Origin of the sequence: Puniceibacterium sp. IMCC21224 (assembly GCF_001038505.1) — a bacterium.
Classification (GTDB): Bacteria; Pseudomonadota; Alphaproteobacteria; order Rhodobacterales; family Rhodobacteraceae; genus Puniceibacterium.
Genome location: NZ_LDPY01000001.1, coordinates 3746402 through 3766666, shown reverse-complemented (window position 1 = coordinate 3766666; position 20265 = coordinate 3746402). Strand labels below are relative to the sequence as shown.

Here is a 20265-nt window from a genome sequence, read left to right as displayed (position 1 = left end):
GGCGCAAGTGTCACTAGGTTGTGTCAGAGACACTCAAACATGGAGGGCTGATCATGGGCCTGCGCATAAACGACACGATTCCCGATCTGACGGTTGAAACTGACCAGGGCACGCTGAAACTGCATGACTGGATCGGCGACAGCTGGGCGATCCTGTTCTCGCATCCCAAGGATTTCACCCCCGTCTGCACCACGGAATTCAGCGCTGTGGCGCAACTGGCGGACGAATGGGAAAAACGTGGTACCAAAGTGATCGGGATTTCGGTCGACGGGGTCGAGGATCACAAGAAATGGAAGGGCGATATCGAAAAGGTCGCTGGGACAAAGGCGGGTTTCCCGATTATCGCTGATGACGGGCTGGCGGTGGCCAAGGCGTTCGATATGCTCCCGGCCGAGGCCTATTTGCCCGATGGCCGCACACCCAACGATTCCGCCACGGTGCGTGTGGTGTTTATCGTCGGCCCCGATAAGAAGCTGAAGTTGTCGATGACTTATCCGATGAATGTCGGTCGGAACTTTGCTGAGGTGCTGCGCGCGCTTGACGGGTTGCAGACAGCGGCCAAGTACACGGTGGCGACGCCGGCGAACTGGCAGGTTGGTCAGGATGTGGTGATCCCCGCGACGGTCAGCGCCGAGGATGCCACCGCAAAATTTGGCACGTTCGATACCGTATTGCCCTATTTGCGGATGGCAAAGCTGCCCGACTAAGCGCGCAGTGTGCGCTGAATCGCTCAGAATAATATTCAGCGGGTCGCGCGTTCCGAAAATTTGAAAAGATCAAGCAGGGCCGCCCCGGTTCGACTCTGGGGCGGCCTTGAATGTTCGGCGGGATCTTGCGGTCTGCCCATGTCGGGGAAACATGTGGCAGGCAGGTAAGTTGCATGGCAGATACGCGGATGCGCATCGCAATGTCGGTGCTGCGAGGGTCACCATGGAAAATGCTTTGATATTACTGGCCGTGCTGGCGACCGCTGGTGTGCTGCTGTGGCCCCGGCTGGCGCAATCGGTGACTTGGCGGGCGACGATCACGCCTCTGGCCTCGATCATCGGCAGCGGGTTTCTGGTGCTGGGACCGATCCTGAATGCATCCTACGGCTGGGCCGCTCCGCTGATAATGGTGGTTTTGTGCCTTGTGGCCTGGGCCTTTGGGGCGGCGATCCGTCGCAACATTGCTGAAATCGACCACAGCCCGCAACGCCCCCTGGGTGAGCAGCGGATCGAAACGGCGGCCTCGTGGGCGCTGGCTTTTGCCTATTTTGTGTCGGTGGCCTACTACCTGAACCTCTTTGGCTCGTTTGGGGTCAGTCTGACCTCGTGGAACGACCCGCTGCACGCGCGGTTGCTGACCACCGCAATGTTGTTGCTGATCCTGAGTGTGGGCTGGCTGCGCGGCTTTTCCGCACTTGAGCGGATGGAGCAGGTCACGGTCGGCATCAAACTGGCCATCATTGCAGGGCTATTGGTCGGTCTGGCATGGTATTTTGCTGATCGTGTGTCCGACGACGCGCTGCTGTGGACGTCGCCAACGGTGTCCGGTTTGGGTGCCCTGACGCTGGCATTCGGACTGATCGTGACGGTGCAGGGGTTTGAGACATCGCGCTATCTTGGAGCAAGCTATGATGCGTCGACGCGAATCCGGTCGATGCGGCTGGCGCAGCTCCTCGCGACGCTGATCTACATGGTCTACATGCTGCTGCTGGCCTATGTCTTTCCGGCAGGCAGCGTAACGTTGGAAGAGACGGCGATCATCGATATGATGCGCGTTGTCGCCCCGGTCCTGCCCGTATTGCTGGTGGCGGCGGCGCTTGCGGCGCAATTCAGCGCGGCGGTGGCTGACACCAGCGGATCGGGCGGTCTGATCGCTGAACTGACCCATGGCCGGGTCACGCATCGTCAGGGATATGTGTTGCTGGTCGGGGTTGGTCTGGCATTGACGTGGAGCGCGGATGTGTTCCAGATCATCGCCTACGCCTCGCGGGCGTTTGCGCTGTATTATGGACTTCAAGCGCTGATCGCGGCCCGCAGCGCACAGGCCAGGGGCGCAAGGATCAAGGCGTCGGGATACTTTGCCCTCAGCCTTCTGGGTCTTTGTATCGTCCTGTTCGGACGTCCGGTCGAATAGATTGGTTTGATGTGGCCACAGGCCAAAAAACGCCCGCCAAAAGAAGCTTATCCTGTTGGCGGGCGCAAATGTCTTAGGCGGCAGCGCGCGATTTTCTGCGCCGTGCGCCGACCAGCACCAAGCCACCCAACAGCAGGGGCAGTGACGCGGGCAGCGGTACAGCGGCCAGATCCGCAGTGACCGCGATGGCTGCACGGAAACCGTCAGTGCGGCCATCACCTGTGACGACGAACCGCATCAGGTTGGCGCCAGAGGCGAACAGCGCATCGTCATCGAGGGTAAAGGACGAAATCGCGGTGTAGTCAGTGTACTCACCGGTCACGTCATTGCCGTTCAGATAGGCGACCCCGATGTTGTCTGCGCTCCAGTCGACCTGGACCGATGCGGTCGACAGGTCATAGCCAGACAGGTCGAATTCAAACACAAACGTGCCTGCGGTGCCATCCAGATGAACCCAGTCCGATGCCGGGTCGGTCACCGCGTCGGTCCAGACCCCGGGACGGCTGCTGTCCCAGTCGGTGGTCGCGCCGCCACCTTCAAAGGTGATGTTTCCGGCACCCAGCGATCCGGTGCCGCCATATTTGACGACAGCGGCATGGGCGGGGGCGGCAACGGCCAATAGCGTTACGGCAAATAGTGCAGAGCGGAAGGAATGTTTCATATAGGTATCTCTTTCAGTACAGGGGGGGGCGGCCAAAAAGGCCCACTTCAGATTTACAGAAGCGGTGTATTTAAATAAAAAGTCACAAATGTGGCGCAAATCGCGCGGCGCCAGAAATTTAGGTGATGTGGTTGTTCAACATCATATGCTGTGCTTGGCTGTCGACGACGTCCAGCCAGCGGATGACCAAACGGGGATCGGCCGGGGCGGCTGAAATACCGGGCGCGATCTGGCGGGCCATTACCGCCTCTGCTGCCAGCGACACCAATGTCGAGACCAGCCTAGCCTCTGCTGGGCCGCGTGTATCCCCCCAGGCATCAATCACATAGGTTTGGTGCCAGACCGCGCGCCCCTCGGCCTCGGCCAAAAGCGACACGCAGAGGACAACGCGATCCGGCTCCTCCGGGGCAAAACTGTGATCGCGTGTCAGGGCTTGCGACAGATCCCGCAGGTCGTCGTCTGTGGTTTGGTCCAAGGTTGTGATGCGGGCCAGCACCTCGTTCCAGGCGTCCGCCCAGCCTGACAGACGCAATGTGCCACGGGCAAAGTTGCGCACCTTCCAGGTGGGGTCAAACGCGTAGGTATCGAGATATGGCAGCGAATCGCCGCTGGGAAAAACCTCAAAGGTTTCCGGCTGAGGCAGCGGCGCGCTGTAGCGCGTCAGCGCCTCCCATGGGCGGGTCATGTCCAGTGACGTGAATTGCCGGATTGATCGCGAGGGGGTGCGCAATGCGTCCAGCTCCGATTGGGCCTGGCCGCGGAATTTGTGGCGAAAGGCATTGCTGTACCGGGGCAGGATTCCGCACCACGACGAAAACGAAAGCAGGTTGCTGGCATCGTAGTCGGCACTGGCGCGGTAGCCGGCAACCAGCGCATGGGCCAGCAGGTGGTCAACGCCGGGGGTCAATCCGACCTCGGCCATCAGGCACACCCCCTTGAGCTGGGCCTGCGCGTGCAGGCGGCGCAATTCGGGTGTGAGATATGAGGCGCAGATAAAGTGCGCGCCGCGCGTCAGCGCCAGCTCAGCCAGCGCCGCGTGATGCGCGGCAGGCAGCAGCGACACCAGAACGTCACCGGGCTGCAATTCGGTTCCGAGCGCGTCGGGTTCATATTCGTGGATACGCTGGGTCAGTGCGCCGATCGCGTCCTCGGCCTGATCAAGCGAGCAGCTCCAGACTGTGACCTCGTGTCCGGCGATGATCAACCGACGCAGACCCGGAACCGCGAGGGGGCCGGTGCCGCACCAGTGGATGGTCATGGCTTTGTCCCGGTCAGGTGATTGCGAAAGAGCTCAGCCGCACGCTGCCAGACCGGCGCGTCTAGCGTGCCGAGTGTGCGTAGGGTGGGCAGCAGTTGCGCGGCGTAGTCCTGTGACGATTCGACCGGCAGCAGTGATGGCAAATTGTCGATCGCCGTCACGTCGAGCGGCGGCGCATCATGGACCCGCAATGCAGGGCTGTCCCAGCTTGTTGTGCGGTCGTAAACCTTGATCGGGGAAAACGCGCTGTCGGGATCACAGGCGATGTCGCCAATAACGCGCAGGGCCCGCGCGGCGGTTGTGACCGTGGCCGGGACAAAGACCGGTGTGCCGGGACGCGCGAGGATGCAATTGAGGAAAATCGCGTGGTCCAGGATTTGGGGAAACGGGCCGCCATGCGCCGTTTCGGCCATGTCCCATCCCGTAACTGTCATGCCCATCTGGGTACAAAGATCTGTGGCGCCGGTTCCGACGCGGCCCAGCGCACCGATCACGATGGCGTCGGGCCGTTTGCTCCCCAGCGCGGCCAGATCATCCTGTAGCTCTGCCCGCAGCGCAGCCGCGCTGGGAAGGGTGCGCAGCGGGGCGCACAACGCCCCCTGCTGCTGTGCAATCCAGCAGCGCAGCGCCACCGCGGCGCCGGCATAGCCCGCCCAGTAGCCAAACGCCGCAACCCGGCGACCGTCAGCATCGGTGAGGTATTCCAGATCAAACAGGGTTCCGCCCCCGGCACCAAAGCGGCGCAGCAGCACCTCTCCGTCGGGCTGCCTCTTGAACGCGTGGCCAAACAGGATGTGACGGTGGCGCAGCGGCGTGCCATCGGTCGGCAATTCCTTGAGGCCAAAGATGATTGCGTCGTCTGGGGCACTGGTCCAGCTGCCTTCGGGGGCAGGGGTGGCCCCTGCGGCAAGGTAGCCCTCGATGGGGATGGCGCGCTGGTGGCTATGTTCGACGGTGACGCTGATGCCCAGGGCGATCAGGTCTGCGACCCCCTCGGGGGTGATTCCGATCCGTTCTTCGTTCTGGCGCTGTTCGGCGCGCACCCACAGATGTGTCATGGCAGATATACCCCTGTCTTGGCGCGCAAGCTAACCCGCCTTGGACCCTACTTAAAGGAAAGTCTGCGCCGTGTGTCGGTCCGGCGCATCAAGATGCGGAGTGGCGTTAAACAGCGTCAGGGCAAGGCCGCCGGGAAGCGGCTGGTATTGGTGAATCGAGGTATTCTTGATCATCAGGCTGGCATGGGCGAGCGCCGAGATGCTCAGCCCCATGCAGACGCGCATCGACATGGCGATCAGCCCACCCGAGGTGACCACGAACGCGCGCCCTGACCCGGCGGCGATTTCGGTCAAAACTGCGGATACCCGCGCTTCGAAGGCGGCAAACGATTCGGGCGCGTCTTTCAACTGCCCTCCGCGCCAGAGCGTCAGGAGCAAGGGTAGATGCGCCAGAAAACTTTCGCGATCCGTCGGCACGGGAATGTCATGCTGGCGCAGCATGATCTGCGCCATGGTAAAATACTCCAGCTCGTTCAGACGGGCGTCCTGCACGGGGGGATCGGCGCAGGGGGCGGCGACGGCCTCGGCGGTTTGAACGTGGCGGATAAGGGTGCCGGTGTAGACGCGGGCAAAAACGTCGCCGCTGTTGCGCAGATGCGTGCCCAGCCAGCGTGACTGCCGATAGCCCAGTTCGCTGAGCTGGTCATAGCTGGCCTCGTCGCGCGCCTGGGTGTTGGCCTGTCCGTGACGCACGAGGGTAATGTGGCTCATGATGTGCCCCTTTTTGGTCACCGGTCTAGGGGCGGGTCGCAAAAATGGAAAGGATGACGCAACAGGACGCAGGCGCCCCCGCCGATGCGGTCGGATATAACTGTTTTGTCCGCTTGGTGTTGCGATACATGGCCATCGGGGCGCGGATCGGAAACCTTGTGGCGCGTTTTCTAGGCAAGGAGTCGCGATTGACGATCTCTGGCGCAGGGGGGCATGGTCTAACCTGCACCAAAGCTCTGGAGGCGCAAAATGTCCGATACCATCCGATTCACCCTGGACGGCGAAGCGGTCGAAGCCCGCAAGGGTGAGACGATCTGGGAGGTCGCGCATGGCCGTGGCCTGGTGATCCCGCACCTGTGCCACAAACCGGCCCCGGGCTACCGCCCCGATGGCAATTGCCGCGCCTGCATGGTCGAGATTGAGGGCGAGCGTGTGCTGGCCGCCTCGTGCATCCGCGAACCCGTTGACGGCATGGTTGTGGTCAGCCAGTCCGCGCGCGCCAAGACGGCGCGCAAGATGGTGGTCGAGATGTTGCTCGCCGATCAGCCAGACCGCGAGGCAGCGCATGACCGGTCGTCGCATTTGTGGGACATGGCCGACGCCAATGGCGTCAGCGAAAGTCGCCTGCCGACGATCGAACCCGAACGCATTCCGTTGCTGGACGACAGCCATATCGCGATGCGCGTCAACCTTGATGCCTGCATCCAGTGCGGCCTTTGCGTGCGCGCCTGTCGCGAAGTGCAGGTCAACGACGTGATCGGCATGGCGGGACGTGGTCACGACGCCTACCCGGTGTTCGATCTGGATGACCCGATGGGTGACAGCACCTGTGTCGCCTGCGGCGAATGTGTGCAGGCCTGTCCGACCGGCGCGCTGATGCCCGCCACGGTGGTCGATGCCCAGCAACAGGGCGACAGCAAGGATTTCGACAAAGAGGTGAACTCTGTCTGCCCTTTCTGCGGTGTCGGCTGTCAGGTCAGCCTCAAGATCAAGGACGGCAAGATCCGCAATGTCGAGGGTATCAACGGCCCCGCAAACGAAGGTCGCCTCTGCGTCAAGGGCCGGTTCGGCTTTGATTACATCCACCACCCGCACCGCCTGACCAAACCGCTGATCCGTCGCGCCGATGCGCCGGAAAAGGGGTTGAACGTCGACCCCGGCAATGTGCTGACCCATTTCCGCGAAGCGACGTGGGACGAGGCGTTGGAGTTCGCTGCCAAAGGGTTGGTCGATCTGCGCTCATTTTACGGCGGTCATGCTGTGGCCGGTTTCGGGTCTGCCAAATGCACCAACGAAGAGGCGTATCTGTTTCAAAAGTTGATCCGTCAGGGGTTCAAGCACAACAACGTCGACCATTGCACACGGCTGTGCCACGCCTCGTCGGTCGCGGCCCTGCAGGAAAACGTTGGATCGGGCGCCGTCACAGCCAGTTTCAACGAGATCGAGAATGCCGATCTGGCGATTGTCATCGGTGCCAACCCGGTCGAGAATCACCCGGTCGCCGCCACTTTTTTCAAGCAGTTCGCCAAGCGTGGCGGCAAGCTGATCATCATGGATCCGCGTGGGGTTGGCCTCAAACGCCACGCAGACCATATGTTGCAATTCCGTCCCGGTACGGATGTCGCGCTGCTCAACGCAATCATGCACGTGATTGTCGAGGAAAAGCTTTATGATCGGCAGTATATCGAGGGCTTCACCGAAGGCTTCTTTGAGTTCCGCGACCATATCAGGGCCTTTGCGCCCGAGCGTATGGCCGAGCTGTGCGGCATTCCCGCCGAGACGATCCGCCAGGTCGCACGCGAATATGCGGGCGCGTCGCGGGCAATGATCTTTTGGGGGATGGGCGTCAGTCAGCACATCCACGGCACTGATAATGCGCGCTGCCTGATTTCTCTGGCGCTGCTCTGCGGTCAGGTCGGGCGGCCGGGCACCGGTCTGCATCCGCTGCGTGGACAAAATAACGTGCAAGGTGCGTCCGATGCCGGGCTGATCCCGCAGGTGATGCCGGACTATCAGTCGGTCACGGACCCTGCCGTGCGCGACCTCTTCCGTCACATCTGGCAGGGCACAGAGATCGAGGATCATCCGGGCCTCACTGTGGTCGAAATCATCGACGCGATGTATCGCGGCGAAATCAAGGGCATGTATGTCATGGGGGAAAACCCCGCCATGTCCGACCCGGATGTAGAACACGCCCGCAAAGCGCTGGCGCATCTGGACCACCTTGTGGTGCAGGACATCTTTCTGACCGAAACCGCGATGTTTGCCGATGTGATCCTGCCCAGCTCGGCCTTTCCCGAGAAGTCCGGAACCGTGACCAACACCAACCGTACCGTGCAGATGGCGCGCAAGGCCGTGCCGCCACCGGGCGAGGCGCGCGAAGACTGGCAGATCACGATTGATCTGGCGCGGCGTATCGGCCTTGATTGGGATTACGACGATCCGCGCGAAGTGTTTGACGAAATGAAGATGTCGATGCGGTCGCTGCATCACATCACCTGGAACCGTCTGATGGGTGAAGGGGCCGTGACCTATCCCTGTACTGGTCCCGACGATCCGGGCCAGTCAGTGGTCTTTGGCGATGGCTTTCCGCGCCGCGCTGGGCGGGCCAAGTTCACGCCCGCGCGCGTCACACCACCCGCTGAGATGCCGGATGAACGGTTCCCGATGATCCTGACCACCGGTCGTCAGTTGGAACATTGGCACACCGGGTCGATGACGCGGCGCGCGTCGGTGCTGGACGCGGTCGAGCCCGAGGCGAACTGTTCGCTGCATCCCAGCACCCTGCGCAAGCTGGGGGTCGCGCCGGGCGGTCATGTGCGTCTGACGACACGGCGCGGATCGCTCGAAGTGATGGCACGGTCCGACCGGGCGGTATCGCCCGACATGGTGTTCCTGCCATTTGCCTATGTCGAAGCGGCCGCCAATATCCTGACCAACCCGGCGCTGGATCCTTATGGCAAGATCCCCGAGTTCAAATTCTCGGCGGTGAAAGTGGAACGGGTCGTCGAAGCAGACGAGGTCGCGGCGGAGTAAGGCGTCCGCAGGGGCAAAGTGTCTCCTGCCACGATACTCCCTTGTCTAGAAGCTGCGCGATTGGTCACAAGCGCCCCTTGGCAGGGCTGCGTGACAGGCTCATTATTGCGCGTATGTCCAAGGCGATTTTCATCCAGAATTCTGACTCGATCTACGCGGATCGACCGGGCGAAGTTTATAATTTCCCCAAAATGTACCTTGAGCAAGTACGTGAAACGATTGGCGATTGGGTAATTTTCTATGAGAGCGGAAAGGGCGCATTTGGTTATGTGGCGGTTCAGAAAGTCGCCGATGTTATCGAGGATCCTTCTCGTGCAGGCTGGTATTTTGCGGTCATGGACCGGTCAACACTATGGGGATTCGAGAGGGTCGTGCCAAGGCTGGACCCCGTCGGGCTGACCTTTGAAAGCATGTTGCGCGATGTCACAGGCAAGCCGTTCCGGGCAGGGGCAAACACGCTGGCGGTGCGCCGTTTGCCGGACACGGAATTTGCCGCGATCATTAACGCGGGTTTGCGTCCGCTCGACATGCCTGTCACGTTTCCCCGCACCGGGCCGCTGCCCGTGTCTGCGTCGACGGGTTTTGCCGAACCTGGCACGATCTTTGACGATGCTCCGGTCGATTATGCGCGTAGGGATGTGCTGGCGTCGCGGAAATATCGGGACGCTTCGTTCGCGCGGCAGGTCAAGGCGGCCTACGCCGGGCGCTGTGCCATTTCGGGATTGTCGCTGACCAATGGCTATGGGCGGCCCGAGGTTGAGGCGGCGCACATACGCCCAGTCAGCGACGGGGGGGCCGATGTTGTGCGCAACGGTCTGGCGCTGTCGGGCACACTGCACTGGATGTTCGATCGCGGACTGATCTCGGTTTCCGAGGATCACCGTATCCTCGTGTCACACAATAAGGTTCCAGTTGAAACGGTTCGTCGTCTGCTGGCGCCGGAACAGCGTTTGTTACTGCCCGAAGATCCGAGGCACCGGCCACATCCCGACTATCTGAGCTATCATCGCGAACATATTTTTGGGCAAGTGCACTGATGCAGGTCAACCGCGGCCTTTTCAGATAGGTATCCTTTGGCTTAGTCTTAAATAAAACGATGGCTGAGGGGCTGGAATGGATCCGATTGCACTGGTGTTTTATGCGTTGGTCTGCGGCGGGCTGGGATGGGCCGGGCCACGATTGGGGCGGGCGCCGGTGCGGTTCGCTATCGGGGTGATTGTGGGGATCTTTGCGGTGACGGTTTTGCCGCTGTTGCGCCAGATGATCGGCTGAAACCCGCCGGATTGCGCAACGGGGCGCGGAACAGGATCGGCGGTGGCGGTGTTTCCTTGTCGGGTCATGTGACCCAAGGAGGAAAGATCGATGCAGACCACAAACCTGACCGTCGTCCCCGCGCCGGCAACCAACCCGCAGATCGTTGCCTTGCAAGAGGTGCTGTCGCGCACCGTCGACGCCCGCGCAGGATTCGACGCCATGGTCGACAAGGCCGCGCCGGGATTCCGCAGCACCGCTCTCAAGTTTCGCGAGACGCATTACCAGCATACCGACCGGCTGGCCGCGATCCTGACAGCGCTGGGCGCTGAACCGGACACCGATGGTGGCGTGATGGCGACGGTGAACAAGGCGGCAGTTGTGACTCGTTCGCTGTTCGAGGAAATCGACGCCGATGTGATGGGCAGCATCCGCGAGAACGAGGCCGAGGTGCTCAACGGCTTTGATGCGGCGCTGACCTATCTTCCCGAAGGGCACCATCATCGGGACGTCAGTGCGATGCGCGGTGAATTGCAGGATTTGCTGGACGATACGCGGCAGATCGGCTGACTCCTCTCAGGACCAGGTGACGTCGCCCAGAAACAGATAGCCCGCGTCGTAGATCGTCTTGATCGGGCGCGGGTTTTTCGGGTCTACGCGCAGCTTGGAATGCAACCGCGAGATCCGCGCATCCATTGCTCGATCAAAGCTGTCCCCGGTCGCCCCCCCCTCAGATTTTCCTGCATGAACGCGCGCGAGATCATGCGGTTCGGGCTTTGCAGGAACAGCCGCAGACCTCGCCTTGGGCATGGGAAAACGGTGTCTCGGTGCCGGTTGCATTTTGCCGCTGGCCGCGCAGGCGGGCGCGAATGCGCGCAGATCCTTGTCACGCCAAGAGACGCACAGATACGGCTAGCATCCCCATGACCCGGCACAAAGGGTCGGGGAGGAGCTGGTACAATGCGTAAGAGCTGGTACAATGCGTAAGAATTGGGAAATGATCAGGAAAAAGTTGACCGCCACGCTGGACCCTGTCCAAATGGATTCAGAATCGCGCAACAGCGATCATCGTCCGAAAACGGACACAGAAGGATCGTCTGGATACCGGGCATCTGGGAGGAGACAACTTGGCGTATATGTCCGAGGGCACAGAGGGCCTGCGGTCGATTCCGGCGCTGTTGCGGCGCAATGCGATGTTGCACGGCACTGCGTCGGCCTATCGCGAAAAGGAGTACGGCATCTGGCAGACCTGGACTTGGGCCCAGACCCAGAGCGAGGTCGAGGCGCTGGCGCTGGGGTTGTTGCAGATGGGGGTGGCGCCCGGCGATTTTATCGCTGTGGTCGGGCGCAACCGTCCCTATCTGTATTGGTCGATGGCGGCGGCACAAATGGTGGGGGCCGTGCCTGTGCCGCTCTATCAGGACGCCTCTGCCGAAGAGATGACCTATGTGCTGGAACATTGCGGTGCCCGGATCGTCATCGCCGCCGATCAGGAGCAGGTCGACAAGGTGATCGAAGTGCAGGATGCGCTGCCGCAGTTCGAACAGATGATCTGCCTCGACCCGCGTGGGTTGCGGAAATACGATCATTCGCATCTGCATGACTATCGTCAGGTACAGGAACAAGGTCGCGTGGCCCGCGCAAAACTCGAGCCAGAGCTGAACCGGCGACGCGATCGGCTGGGCTACGACGACATCTGTGTGATGCTTTATACCAGCGGAACGACGGGTAAGCCCAAGGGCGTGGTGCTGTCCAACCGCAACATCATTGAGACGGCGAAGGCGTCGTCGGAATTTGACCATTTAAAGGTCGGCGAAGAGGTGTTGGCCTATCTGCCGATGGCCTGGGTCGGGGATTTTATCTTTTCCATCGGGCAGGCCTATTGGACGGGGTTCTGCGTCAACTGCCCCGAAAGCGCCGAGACGATGATGACGGATCTGCGCGAGATTGCGCCGTCTTATTACTTTGCGCCGCCGCGCGTCTTTGAGACGCAGCTGACCAGCATCATGATCCGGATGGAGGATGCGGGGGCGTTCAAGCAGTGGATGTTCCGGTCCTTTATGGAGCATGCCCGTAAGGTTGGGCCAAGCCTCTTGGACGGGGCCACAGTCGGGGTAATGGACGGTTTGAAATACCGGCTGGGCGAATTTCTGATTTTTGGTCCGCTCAAGAACACGCTTGGTCTGAGCCGGGTGCGCGTCGGCTATACCGCCGGTGAGGCGATCGGGCCGGAAATCTTTGATTTCTATCGGGCGCTGGGGATCAATCTGAAACAGCTTTATGGACAGACAGAAGCATCGGTGTTCATCACCCAGCAACCTGACGGGCAGGTGCGGTCGGATACCGTAGGGGTGCCGTCGCCGGGGGTCGAGATCCGCATCGCGGAGAATGGCGAGGTATTTTACCGCTCGCCCGGCGTTTTTGTGGAGTATTATAAAAACGCCGACAGCACGGCGGACACCAAGGATGCCGAGGGCTGGGTCGCGACGGGGGATGCGGGCTTTATCGAGGAAAGTTCCGGCCATCTGCGGATCATTGACCGGGCGAAGGACGTGGGCGCGATGGCGGATGGTGCGCTGTTTGCGCCAAAATACGTTGAAAACAAGCTGAAATTCTATCCCAATATTCTGGAAGCCGTGGTGATGGGGGCGGGGCGCGATCATTGCTGCGCCTTTCTCAACATTGACCTGACGGCTGTGGGCAACTGGGCCGAACGCAACAACATCGCCTATGCGTCTTATCAGGAGCTTGCGGGGCATCCGCAGGTGCTGGATGCGATTCAGGGCCATGTGGAAGAGGTTAACGCCAGCGTGGCGCAGGATCAGATGTTGTCGGGCTGTCAGATCCACCGCTTTCTTGTGCTGCACAAGGAGTTGGATGCGGATGACGGCGAGTTGACCCGAACCCGCAAGGTGCGGCGCAAGATCATTGGCGAGAAGTTCGGGGATCTGGTGTCGGCGCTCTTTGGTGGGGCGGACAATGTCTATACCGAGACCGAAGTGACCTATGAGGACGGACGCAAGGGCCTGATCAAGGCGACGCTGATGATCCGCGATGCAAAGGTCATGCCGGTCGCGCCGCGCCTGATGGCTGCGCAATGACGGGGACGCGCGCCTGCCGGCGACGCCCCACCCGCCATCCCGTGGGGGATTTGATGTTTCCGTTCGTTCGGGTTGCGCGTTCGGATTTGCGTATTTTGGAAGAGAAGAAATGCGGATGAAGGATACCGGGGGATACGTCACCGCGGATGGTCGTCAAATTGGCGGCAGGTTGATGGAGATGCACAACATCACCCTGCGGTTTGGCGGGTTGGTGGCGATTGAGGACATCTCGTTCGATATTCACGAGGGGGAGATCCGCGCCATCATCGGTCCCAACGGGGCGGGCAAATCGTCGATGCTGAACATCATCTCGGGGTTTTACACGCCAAGCGAGGGGGAGGTTTGGTACAAGGGCGCCCGTCGTCCGGCGATGAAACCTTATGAGGTGGCACGGATGGGTGTCGCGCGGACGTTCCAGAATATCGCATTGTTTGAGGGTATGACTGTGTTGGACAACGTCATGACCGGGCGGCTGACCCATATGCACGCGGGGATTCTGTCGCAGGCGATGTGGTGGGGCAAGGCGCGTGACGAAGAGTTGGCCAATCGCGAGGTGGTCGAAAAGGTGATTGATTTCCTTGAGATCCAGAGCATTCGCAAGACGCCGGTCGGTCGGTTGCCGTATGGTTTGAAAAAACGGGTGGAGTTGGCGCGGGCTTTGGCGGCTGAGCCGTCGATCCTGCTGTTGGACGAGCCGATGGCTGGAATGAATGTTGAAGAGAAGGAAGACATGAGCCGCTTTATCCTCGATGTGAATGACGAATTTGGCACCACCATTGCGCTGATCGAGCATGACATGGGGGTGGTGATGGATATCAGCGACCGCGTTGTGGTGATGGATTACGGCAAGAAGATCGGCGATGGCACGCCCGATGAGGTGCGTGCCAATCAGGATGTGATCGACGCCTATCTTGGGGTGGCACATTGACGGTTGAGGAGACGACATGCTGAACGACATTTTCATCCAACCGTTTGCCGATATGTTCGCGGCGCCGGATTTCCTGTTGCAGGTTCTGTGGGAGGGATTGGTTTCGGGCATCCTGTATGCGCTGATCGCGCTGGGGTTTGTACTGATCTACCGCTCGTCGCGCATTTTCAACTTTGCACAGGGGATCATGGTGGTCTTTGCCGCGCTGACGCTGGTGGGCCTGCACGCGAAGGGGGTGCCTGCCTGGATTTCGGTGGTGTTGACGCTGGCGGTGATGTTCGGGCTGGCCGTAAGTATTGAACGGGTGGTGCTGCGTCCGCTGGTGGGGCAGCCGGATATCATTCTGTTCATGGCGACGATCGGGATTACGCTGTTTCTGATTGGACTGGGTGAGATCATCTTTGGTGGTGAGAACAAGGTGATGATCACCGAAGAGTTGGGCATTCCGACCGGCTCTGTTGTTTTGGAGCCATGGGGTGGGCTGCTGATCTTGGAGCAGAAGGATATCACTGCCGTTGCGGTGGCGGCGCTGCTGGTGGTGGCCCTCCTGCTGTTCCTGAACAAGACGCGGATGGGGCGGGCGATCCGCGCGCTGGGCGACGACCATCAGGCAGCCCTGTCGGTGGGCATCTCGCTCCAGACGATCTGGGTGCTGGTGTGGTTCATCGCCGGGATCATCGCGCTGGTTACGGGGGTTGCGTGGGGCGCGCGGGCCGGTGTCAGCTTTGCGTTGGAGGTGATTGCCTACAAGGCGTTGCCGGTGCTGATGCTGGGCGGTCTGGAGAGCATCACCGGTGCGATCATTGGCGGGTTGATGATCGGGATGCTGGAAAAGCTGTTCGAGATTTATTGGGGACAGCCGCTGTTGGGCGGCAATACCGAGACCTGGTTCGCCTTTGTTCTTGCCTTGATTGTGCTGTTGTTCCGGCCGCAGGGGCTGTTCGGGGAGAAGATCATCGAGCGGGTGTAAGGGGGCTTTGCCGATTGCACCGATGGTTCTGAGGGGCATGTCGGGACGCCCGCGGCGGGCGCGTATTTGAGAAGAGAAGAAGATCAAGGAGCCCTTTGGGGCGGTGGGGGAGAGAGACGCGGATGCTGTACAGAACGGCGGGACAATTCAAGACCAGCTACAAGTCGGATCAGGCTCTGTTTCCGGTTCGCCAGGATGCGGTGTTGTTGGGGATTATCCTGGTTTTTGCCTGGGTGATTTTTCCGTTGTTGGCGAGTGAGTTCGCCTTTCAGACCTTGCTGATCCCGATCCTGATCTATGCGCTGGCGGCGATGGGATTGAATCTCCTGACGGGTTATGCCGGGCAGCTTTCGCTAGGAACGGCGGCGTTCATGGGTGTGGGCGCCTATGCGTGTTACAAGATGGTGACGCTGATGCCCTGGATGAACCCGCTGGTGGCGATCTTGTTGTCGGGGGTGTTCAGCGCCGGGGTTGGCGTCGCCTTTGGCATCCCCAGCTTGCGGATCAAGGGGTTCTATCTGGCGATTGCCACGCTGGCGGCGCAATTTTTCCTTGTATGGCTGTTCGAGAAATGGGCCTGGCTTTATAATTACAATGCTTCGGGGGCCATTCAGGTGCCGAACCTGAAGATGTTCGGCGTCTACATCGCTGGACCGCAGGCCAGTTCCGTCACCCAGTATTTTGTCGTGCTGGGGATCGTTAGCCTGATGACGGTGCTTTGCATTAACCTGACACGCGGTACGTTGGGGCGGACGTGGAAGGCGACGCGCGACATGGATATCGCCGCCGAGCTGATCGGCATCAACCTGATGAAATCCAAGCTGACCGCCTTTATGGTGTCATCCTATATTGTTGGCGTTGCGGGGGCGCTGTTCGTCTTTATGTGGCGCGGTGCGGCGGAACCGAATCTGTTTGATATCCCGCTGTCGTTTCGCATCCTCTTTATCGCGATTATTGGCGGGCTGGGGTCGATCCTGGGCAATTATCTGGGCGCCATTCTGATTGTCGGGTTGCCGGTGGTCCTGGGCACGCTGCCGCAGGCGTTGGGTATTCCGGTTTCCTCGGCCATGGTCGAGCATCTGAATGTGATGATAGTCGGCGGGCTGATCGTCTTTTTCCTGATTATCGAGCCGCATGGATTGGCGCGTCTTTGGGCGCTTATCCGGGAGAAGCTCATTATCTGGCCATTCCCGCATTAGCGGTGGCCGAACAAGATCCTGCCCCAGGCGGGGCAAGACGCATCAATGGGAGGAACTTTGATGAGACACTTTGCGAAATTGGCAGCTGTGGCAGCCATGGGCGCCGTGATCGGGTCGTCCACTGCGGCTCAGGAACTCTATACGCCGAACCTTAGCTACCGGACGGGGCCATTTGCGGCGACTGGTATCCCGCTGATGAACGGCCAGCGCGATTATATGCTGATGCTGAACGCGCGCGACGGCGGCATCGGCGGGGTGCCGGTGAATTTCGAGGAATGCGAGACTGGGTATTCCACTGAAAAGGGTGTGGAATGTTATGAAAAGACCAAAGGGGCAGCGTTGGTGACGCAACCCTGGTCAACCGGCATCACGCTGCAGGTGTTGCCTAAGACCAATGTTGACGAAATACCAATCCTCGCGCCCGGCTATGGGTTCAGTCCGATGGCCGATGGCAAGGTGTTTCAGTGGGCGTTCAACACACCGGCGTCGTATTGGGATGCTGCCAGCATGATCTTGCAATATCTTGAGACAGAAGGCGATCTTAAGGGCAAGAAGATCGCGTTCCTGCACCTTGATCATCCGTTCGGCAAAGAGCCGCTGCCGCTGATGGAGAAAAAGGCTGCTGAGCTTGGGTTTGAGCTGTTGCCGATTCCGGTCGGGCTCAAGGAGATGCAGAACCAGTCGGCGCAGTGGTTGCAGATCCGCCGCGAACGCCCGGATTATGTCGTGATGTGGGGTTGGGGCGCGATGAACGCCGGCGCCATTACCGAAGCGGTCAAGACCCGGTTCCCGATGGAGAACATGGTTGGCGTCTGGTGGTCGGGGCATGACGCCGATCTCAAGATCGTTGGTGAGGATGGCAAGGGCTACAAGTCGATCAGCTTTAGCTATCCGGTTCTGGACGCGCCGGTGATGGCGGATATCAAGAAACATGTGGTGGACGCGGGCGACACCCTGTCCAACGAAGAGGAAATGCAGGGCGTGTTCTATTCGCGCGGGCTGGTGATTTCGATGATCCTGGCCGAGGGGATCAAGGCCGCGCAGGACCACACCGGAAAGGCCGAGATTTCGCCGGGGGATCTGCGCTGGGGTCTTGAAAACCTGAACCTCACCGATGAACGTCTGGCCGAGCTGGGTATGACCGGCATGGTGCCGCCGTTCCAGACCACCTGCGCCAATCACACCGGGCATTCCGGAGGCTGGATGCTGGAATGGGATGGTGCAAAGTTCGTCAAGGTCAGTGAGCTTATGATGGCTGAGGCGGATGCGATCACGCCGCTGGAGGCTCAGGAGGCGGCTGAGTACGCCGTCGCAAACGAACCATGGGCCGTGTCCGAGACATGCGACGCGGATAGCTAAGGCGGGCCATCTCCGGCGGCGGTTTTGCGTCGCCGCCGGGGTATTTGCGTATTTTAAAGAGAAGAAGAGCCATGCTGGACGCTGCCCCCACCCGCGACGCGCTGCTTGAGGTCAACAATATCGAGGTGATCTATAATCACGTGATTCTTGTCCTCAAGGGGGTGTCGCTGTCGGTGCCCAAGGGCGGGATCACGGCGCTGTTGGGGGGGAATGGCGCGGGCAAGACGACCACGCTCAAGGCAATTTCCAATCTGTTGAAGTCGGAGCGGGGAGAGGTGACCAAGGGGTCGATCCTGTACAAGGGCGAAACGGTGCAGGGGCGCGACCCCGCCGAGTTGGTCCGCAAAGGCGTGATTCAGGTGATGGAGGGGCGCCATTGTTTCCAACATCTGACGATTGAGGAGAATCTGCTGACCGGGGCTTATACACGGCGCGACGGCAAGGCGGCAGTCGAGGCGGATCTGCAGATGGTATACGAATATTTTCCGCGTTTGCGGGAGCGGCGCAGATCGCAAGCAGGCTATACCAGCGGCGGCGAGCAGCAGATGTGCGCCATAGGTCGCGCGCTGATGTCACGCCCCGAGATGATTTTGCTGGACGAGCCGTCGATGGGCCTTGCGCCGCAACTGGTCGAGCAGATTTTCGAGATCGTGCGGTCGGTGAACGAAAATGAGGGGGTATCGTTTCTGTTGGCCGAACAGAATACCAATGTGGCTTTGCGGTTTGCGCATACAGGATACATTCTGGAATCCGGTCGGGTGGTGATGGAGGGTCTGGCCGCGGATCTGCGCGAGAATCCAGACGTGAAGGAATTCTATCTGGGCATGTCGGACGAGGGGCGGAAATCATTCCGCGACGTGCGCAGTTATCGCCGCCGCAAGCGTTGGCTGGCGTGATCCCCTGTAACCAAGAGGGTTTGAGATGGGACGTATCGTGACTGTAGGTGCGGCACTGGTTGCTGCGGTGATTTTGGCACTGCCTGCGGGCGCTCAGGATCTGATCGAGCGGACTGAACTTAGCCGTAAGCCGCTGTCAGGGTCGGACGTGATGGAGGTTGTGCTGGCCAAGCTGGTGATTCATCCGGGTGGCTATATCCCGAAGCACACCCACCCGGGGGACGAAAACTCGGTCGTGGCGGTGGGCGGGCAGGTGATCCTGCCTAATGGCAAAGAGGTGCCCTTTGCCGCTGATACGCCTCTGAATTTTGCCGAGGGAGTCGTGCATGGTGGGCTGACCGTGGCGGGCGACATGCCGATCACGATTTACACCACCCACATCGTGGACAAGACCAAGCCGTTTCAAACACTCGCCGAATAAGCGGTGGCACGGCGCAAGGAGAGCAGGACATGACGGGCTATTTCGATGCGCTGGAAACACGCAGCGTGGATGAACGGGTTGCAGCACTGGCCACAGCGTTGCCGCTGCAGATTGCCCGCGCGCAGGGTTTGCCGGGGTACGCTGGGATGCTGGGCGGCATCGACCCGGCTGCTGTTACGAACGCTCAGGCGCTGGCTGCTTTGCCGGTGCTGCGCAAGTCGGCGCTTGGGGCGGCGCAGGGCGAGGCAGCGCCGTTTGGGGGCTTTGCAACGCGGGGGCCGTCCGGGTTTGCGCATGTGTTCCAGTCTCCGGGGCCGATTTATGAACCCGGCGGGACCGAGCACGACTGGTGGCGCATGGGCCGGTTCCTGCATGCTTGCGGCATCGGGCCGGGTGATATCGTGCAGAACTGCTTTGGCTACCATCTGACGCCGGCCGGGATGATCTTTGAGAGCGGCGCGCGCGCGGTCGGGGCGGCGGTGTTGCCTGCGGGCACGGGACAGACCGAATTGCAGGTCCGTGCAGCTGCGGATGTCGGTGTGACGGCCTATGCCGGGACGCCGGATTACCTCAAGCTGATCCTAGAAAAAGCCGATGAGATGGGGCTGACTTTGGGCATCACCCGTGCCGCCGTGGGGGGCGGCGCGCTGTTCCCGTCGCTGCGGGAGTATTACGCCGGGCGGGGTATCGCCTGCCTGCAATGTTATGCCACAGCCGATCTGGGTAGCATCGCCTACGAGAGTGAGGCGATGGAGGGGATGATCCTTGACGAGCATGTAATCGTCGAGATTGTGACCCCCGGCACCGGCGATCCTGTCCCCGAGGGCGAGGTGGGCGAAGTTGTGGTCACGACCCTCAATCCCGATTATCCGCTGATCCGCTTTGCCACCGGGGACATGAGTGCGGTCCTGCCGGGGATCAGCCCCTGTGGCCGCACCAACACCCGGATCAAGGGGTGGATGGGGCGCGCCGATCAGACCACCAAGATCAAGGGCATGTTTGTGCGCCCTGAACAGGTCGCCGCCCTTGTGGCCCGTCACGCAACTGTGCAGCGTGCCCGTGTGGTGGCCATCCGTCAGGGCGATATGGATGTGATGACCGTACAGCTTGAATCCGCAGCTGACGATATTCCGGGGATTGAGGCCAGCGTGGCTGAGTTGCTCAAGCTCAAGGGTACGGTCGAGATTGTTGCCCCGGGCACCCTGCCGCGCGATGGTTTGGTGATCGAGGATGCGCGACGCTACGACTAAGGCGGACCTTTCGCCCCTTTCGCGCGTTGTGCCTGACATAACTAG

General features: G+C 60.7%; 18 protein-coding genes and 1 pseudogene. 14 read left to right on the top strand and 5 right to left on the bottom strand.

The annotated features are described in order from the left end of the window. Window positions 1–53 precede the first annotated feature (53 nt). Window positions 54–707, top strand: coding sequence for a peroxiredoxin (locus IMCC21224_RS17545; RefSeq protein ID WP_047996441.1), 654 nt, complete (start codon window positions 54–56; stop codon window positions 705–707). Window positions 708–942: 235 nt separating this feature from the next. Continuing rightward, window positions 943–2121 carry a hypothetical protein gene (locus tag IMCC21224_RS17540; RefSeq protein ID WP_231582114.1) on the top strand — a complete coding sequence of 393 codons (1179 nt, stop codon included), beginning with the start codon at window positions 943–945 and terminating at the stop codon, window positions 2119–2121. A 73-nt stretch (window positions 2122–2194) separates the two neighbouring features. On the opposite strand, the gene IMCC21224_RS17535 is transcribed toward IMCC21224_RS17540, so the two are convergent. The 4 genes from IMCC21224_RS17535 to IMCC21224_RS17520 form a co-directional block, all read right to left on the bottom strand. After that, window positions 2195–2782, bottom strand: a complete 588-nt coding sequence (locus IMCC21224_RS17535; RefSeq protein ID WP_047996439.1) for a PEP-CTERM domain protein — start codon at window positions 2780–2782, stop codon at window positions 2195–2197. A gap of 118 nt (window positions 2783–2900) precedes the next feature. Next, on the bottom strand, window positions 2901–4040 hold the full coding sequence (locus tag IMCC21224_RS17530; RefSeq protein WP_047996438.1) for a saccharopine dehydrogenase C-terminal domain-containing protein: 1140 nt from the start codon (window positions 4038–4040) through the stop codon (window positions 2901–2903). Then, window positions 4037–5098 (bottom strand): saccharopine dehydrogenase, encoded by a 1062-nt coding sequence (locus IMCC21224_RS17525; RefSeq protein ID WP_047996437.1) that lies wholly within the window; start codon window positions 5096–5098, stop codon window positions 4037–4039. Before IMCC21224_RS17525 ends, IMCC21224_RS17530 begins: the two co-directional genes overlap by 4 nt. A 51-nt stretch (window positions 5099–5149) precedes the next feature. Further along, on the bottom strand, window positions 5150–5809 hold the full coding sequence (locus IMCC21224_RS17520) for a histidine phosphatase family protein (RefSeq protein WP_047996436.1): 660 nt from the start codon (window positions 5807–5809) through the stop codon (window positions 5150–5152). Window positions 5810–6058: 249 nt separating this feature from the next. Here IMCC21224_RS17520 and fdhF point away from each other — a divergent pair, with 249 nt between their 5' ends. The 4 genes from fdhF (at window position 6059) to IMCC21224_RS17505 (ending at window position 10666) form a co-directional block, all read left to right on the top strand. Next, complete coding sequence (fdhF, locus tag IMCC21224_RS17515) at window positions 6059–8845, top strand: formate dehydrogenase subunit alpha (protein ID WP_047996435.1); 2787 nt, start codon at window positions 6059–6061, stop codon at window positions 8843–8845. A gap of 41 nt (window positions 8846–8886) precedes the next feature. After that, window positions 8887–9882, top strand: a complete 996-nt coding sequence (locus IMCC21224_RS17510; protein ID WP_231582113.1) for an HNH endonuclease — start codon at window positions 8887–8889, stop codon at window positions 9880–9882. Between the two features lie 76 nt (window positions 9883–9958). Continuing rightward, a complete protein-coding gene (locus IMCC21224_RS28260) occupies window positions 9959–10117 on the top strand; it encodes a hypothetical protein (protein ID WP_197089221.1) in 159 nt (52 codons plus the stop codon). 90 nt (window positions 10118–10207) lie between these two features. Beyond that, a complete protein-coding gene (locus IMCC21224_RS17505; protein WP_047996433.1) occupies window positions 10208–10666 on the top strand; it encodes a DUF2383 domain-containing protein in 459 nt (152 codons plus the stop codon). Window positions 10667–10672: 6 nt separating this feature from the next. Here the strand turns inward: IMCC21224_RS17505 and IMCC21224_RS17500 are convergent. Next, a pseudogene (locus IMCC21224_RS17500) lies at window positions 10673–10928 on the bottom strand (helix-turn-helix domain-containing protein); the annotation flags it as partial. 304 nt (window positions 10929–11232) lie between these two features. Here IMCC21224_RS17500 and IMCC21224_RS17495 point away from each other — a divergent pair. The 8 genes from IMCC21224_RS17495 (at window position 11233) to IMCC21224_RS17460 (ending at window position 20220) form a co-directional block, all read left to right on the top strand. Then, complete coding sequence (locus IMCC21224_RS17495; protein WP_047996432.1) at window positions 11233–13197, top strand: AMP-binding protein; 1965 nt, start codon at window positions 11233–11235, stop codon at window positions 13195–13197. A gap of 115 nt (window positions 13198–13312) precedes the next feature. After that, window positions 13313–14125: an ABC transporter ATP-binding protein gene (locus tag IMCC21224_RS17490; protein ID WP_047996431.1), complete on the top strand. Its 813-nt coding sequence runs from the start codon at window positions 13313–13315 to the stop codon at window positions 14123–14125. Window positions 14126–14141: 16 nt separating this feature from the next. Then, complete coding sequence (locus tag IMCC21224_RS17485; protein WP_047996430.1) at window positions 14142–15095, top strand: branched-chain amino acid ABC transporter permease; 954 nt, start codon at window positions 14142–14144, stop codon at window positions 15093–15095. A gap of 122 nt (window positions 15096–15217) precedes the next feature. Continuing rightward, window positions 15218–16294 (top strand): branched-chain amino acid ABC transporter permease, encoded by a 1077-nt coding sequence (locus tag IMCC21224_RS17480; RefSeq protein ID WP_047996429.1) that lies wholly within the window; start codon window positions 15218–15220, stop codon window positions 16292–16294. Between the two features lie 60 nt (window positions 16295–16354). Further along, window positions 16355–17653, top strand: a complete 1299-nt coding sequence (locus IMCC21224_RS17475) for an ABC transporter substrate-binding protein (RefSeq protein ID WP_047996428.1) — start codon at window positions 16355–16357, stop codon at window positions 17651–17653. A 71-nt stretch (window positions 17654–17724) separates the two neighbouring features. After that, entirely contained in the window at window positions 17725–18549 is an 825-nt protein-coding gene (locus IMCC21224_RS17470) for an ABC transporter ATP-binding protein (RefSeq protein WP_047996427.1), read from the top strand. Between the two features lie 25 nt (window positions 18550–18574). Then, window positions 18575–18970, top strand: coding sequence for a hypothetical protein (locus IMCC21224_RS17465; protein ID WP_053079030.1), 396 nt, complete (start codon window positions 18575–18577; stop codon window positions 18968–18970). A 29-nt stretch (window positions 18971–18999) separates the two neighbouring features. Then, complete coding sequence (locus tag IMCC21224_RS17460; protein WP_047996426.1) at window positions 19000–20220, top strand: phenylacetate--CoA ligase family protein; 1221 nt, start codon at window positions 19000–19002, stop codon at window positions 20218–20220. Window positions 20221–20265 lie beyond the last annotated feature (45 nt).

Bases quoted from the DNA above. Each gene is read 5' to 3' on its own strand.
- IMCC21224_RS17545 (WP_047996441.1), top strand. From the start codon at position 54: ATGGGCCTGCGCATAAACGACACGATTCCCGATCTGACGGTTGAAACT.
- IMCC21224_RS17535 (WP_047996439.1), bottom strand. From the start codon at position 2,782: ATGAAACATTCCTTCCGCTCTGCACTATTTGCCGTAACGCTATTGGCC.
- IMCC21224_RS17530 (WP_047996438.1), bottom strand. From the start codon at position 4,040: ATGACCATCCACTGGTGCGGCACCGGCCCCCTCGCGGTTCCGGGTCTG.
- IMCC21224_RS17525 (WP_047996437.1), bottom strand. From the start codon at position 5,098: ATGACACATCTGTGGGTGCGCGCCGAACAGCGCCAGAACGAAGAACGG.
- IMCC21224_RS17520 (WP_047996436.1), bottom strand. From the start codon at position 5,809: ATGAGCCACATTACCCTCGTGCGTCACGGACAGGCCAACACCCAGGCG.
- fdhF (WP_047996435.1), top strand. From the start codon at position 6,059: ATGTCCGATACCATCCGATTCACCCTGGACGGCGAAGCGGTCGAAGCC.
- IMCC21224_RS28260 (WP_197089221.1), top strand. From the start codon at position 9,959: ATGGATCCGATTGCACTGGTGTTTTATGCGTTGGTCTGCGGCGGGCTG.
- IMCC21224_RS17505 (WP_047996433.1), top strand. From the start codon at position 10,208: ATGCAGACCACAAACCTGACCGTCGTCCCCGCGCCGGCAACCAACCCG.
- IMCC21224_RS17495 (WP_047996432.1), top strand. From the start codon at position 11,233: ATGTCCGAGGGCACAGAGGGCCTGCGGTCGATTCCGGCGCTGTTGCGG.
- IMCC21224_RS17490 (WP_047996431.1), top strand. From the start codon at position 13,313: ATGAAGGATACCGGGGGATACGTCACCGCGGATGGTCGTCAAATTGGC.
- IMCC21224_RS17485 (WP_047996430.1), top strand. From the start codon at position 14,142: ATGCTGAACGACATTTTCATCCAACCGTTTGCCGATATGTTCGCGGCG.
- IMCC21224_RS17480 (WP_047996429.1), top strand. From the start codon at position 15,218: ATGCTGTACAGAACGGCGGGACAATTCAAGACCAGCTACAAGTCGGAT.
- IMCC21224_RS17475 (WP_047996428.1), top strand. From the start codon at position 16,355: ATGAGACACTTTGCGAAATTGGCAGCTGTGGCAGCCATGGGCGCCGTG.
- IMCC21224_RS17470 (WP_047996427.1), top strand. From the start codon at position 17,725: ATGCTGGACGCTGCCCCCACCCGCGACGCGCTGCTTGAGGTCAACAAT.
- IMCC21224_RS17465 (WP_053079030.1), top strand. From the start codon at position 18,575: ATGGGACGTATCGTGACTGTAGGTGCGGCACTGGTTGCTGCGGTGATT.
- IMCC21224_RS17460 (WP_047996426.1), top strand. From the start codon at position 19,000: ATGACGGGCTATTTCGATGCGCTGGAAACACGCAGCGTGGATGAACGG.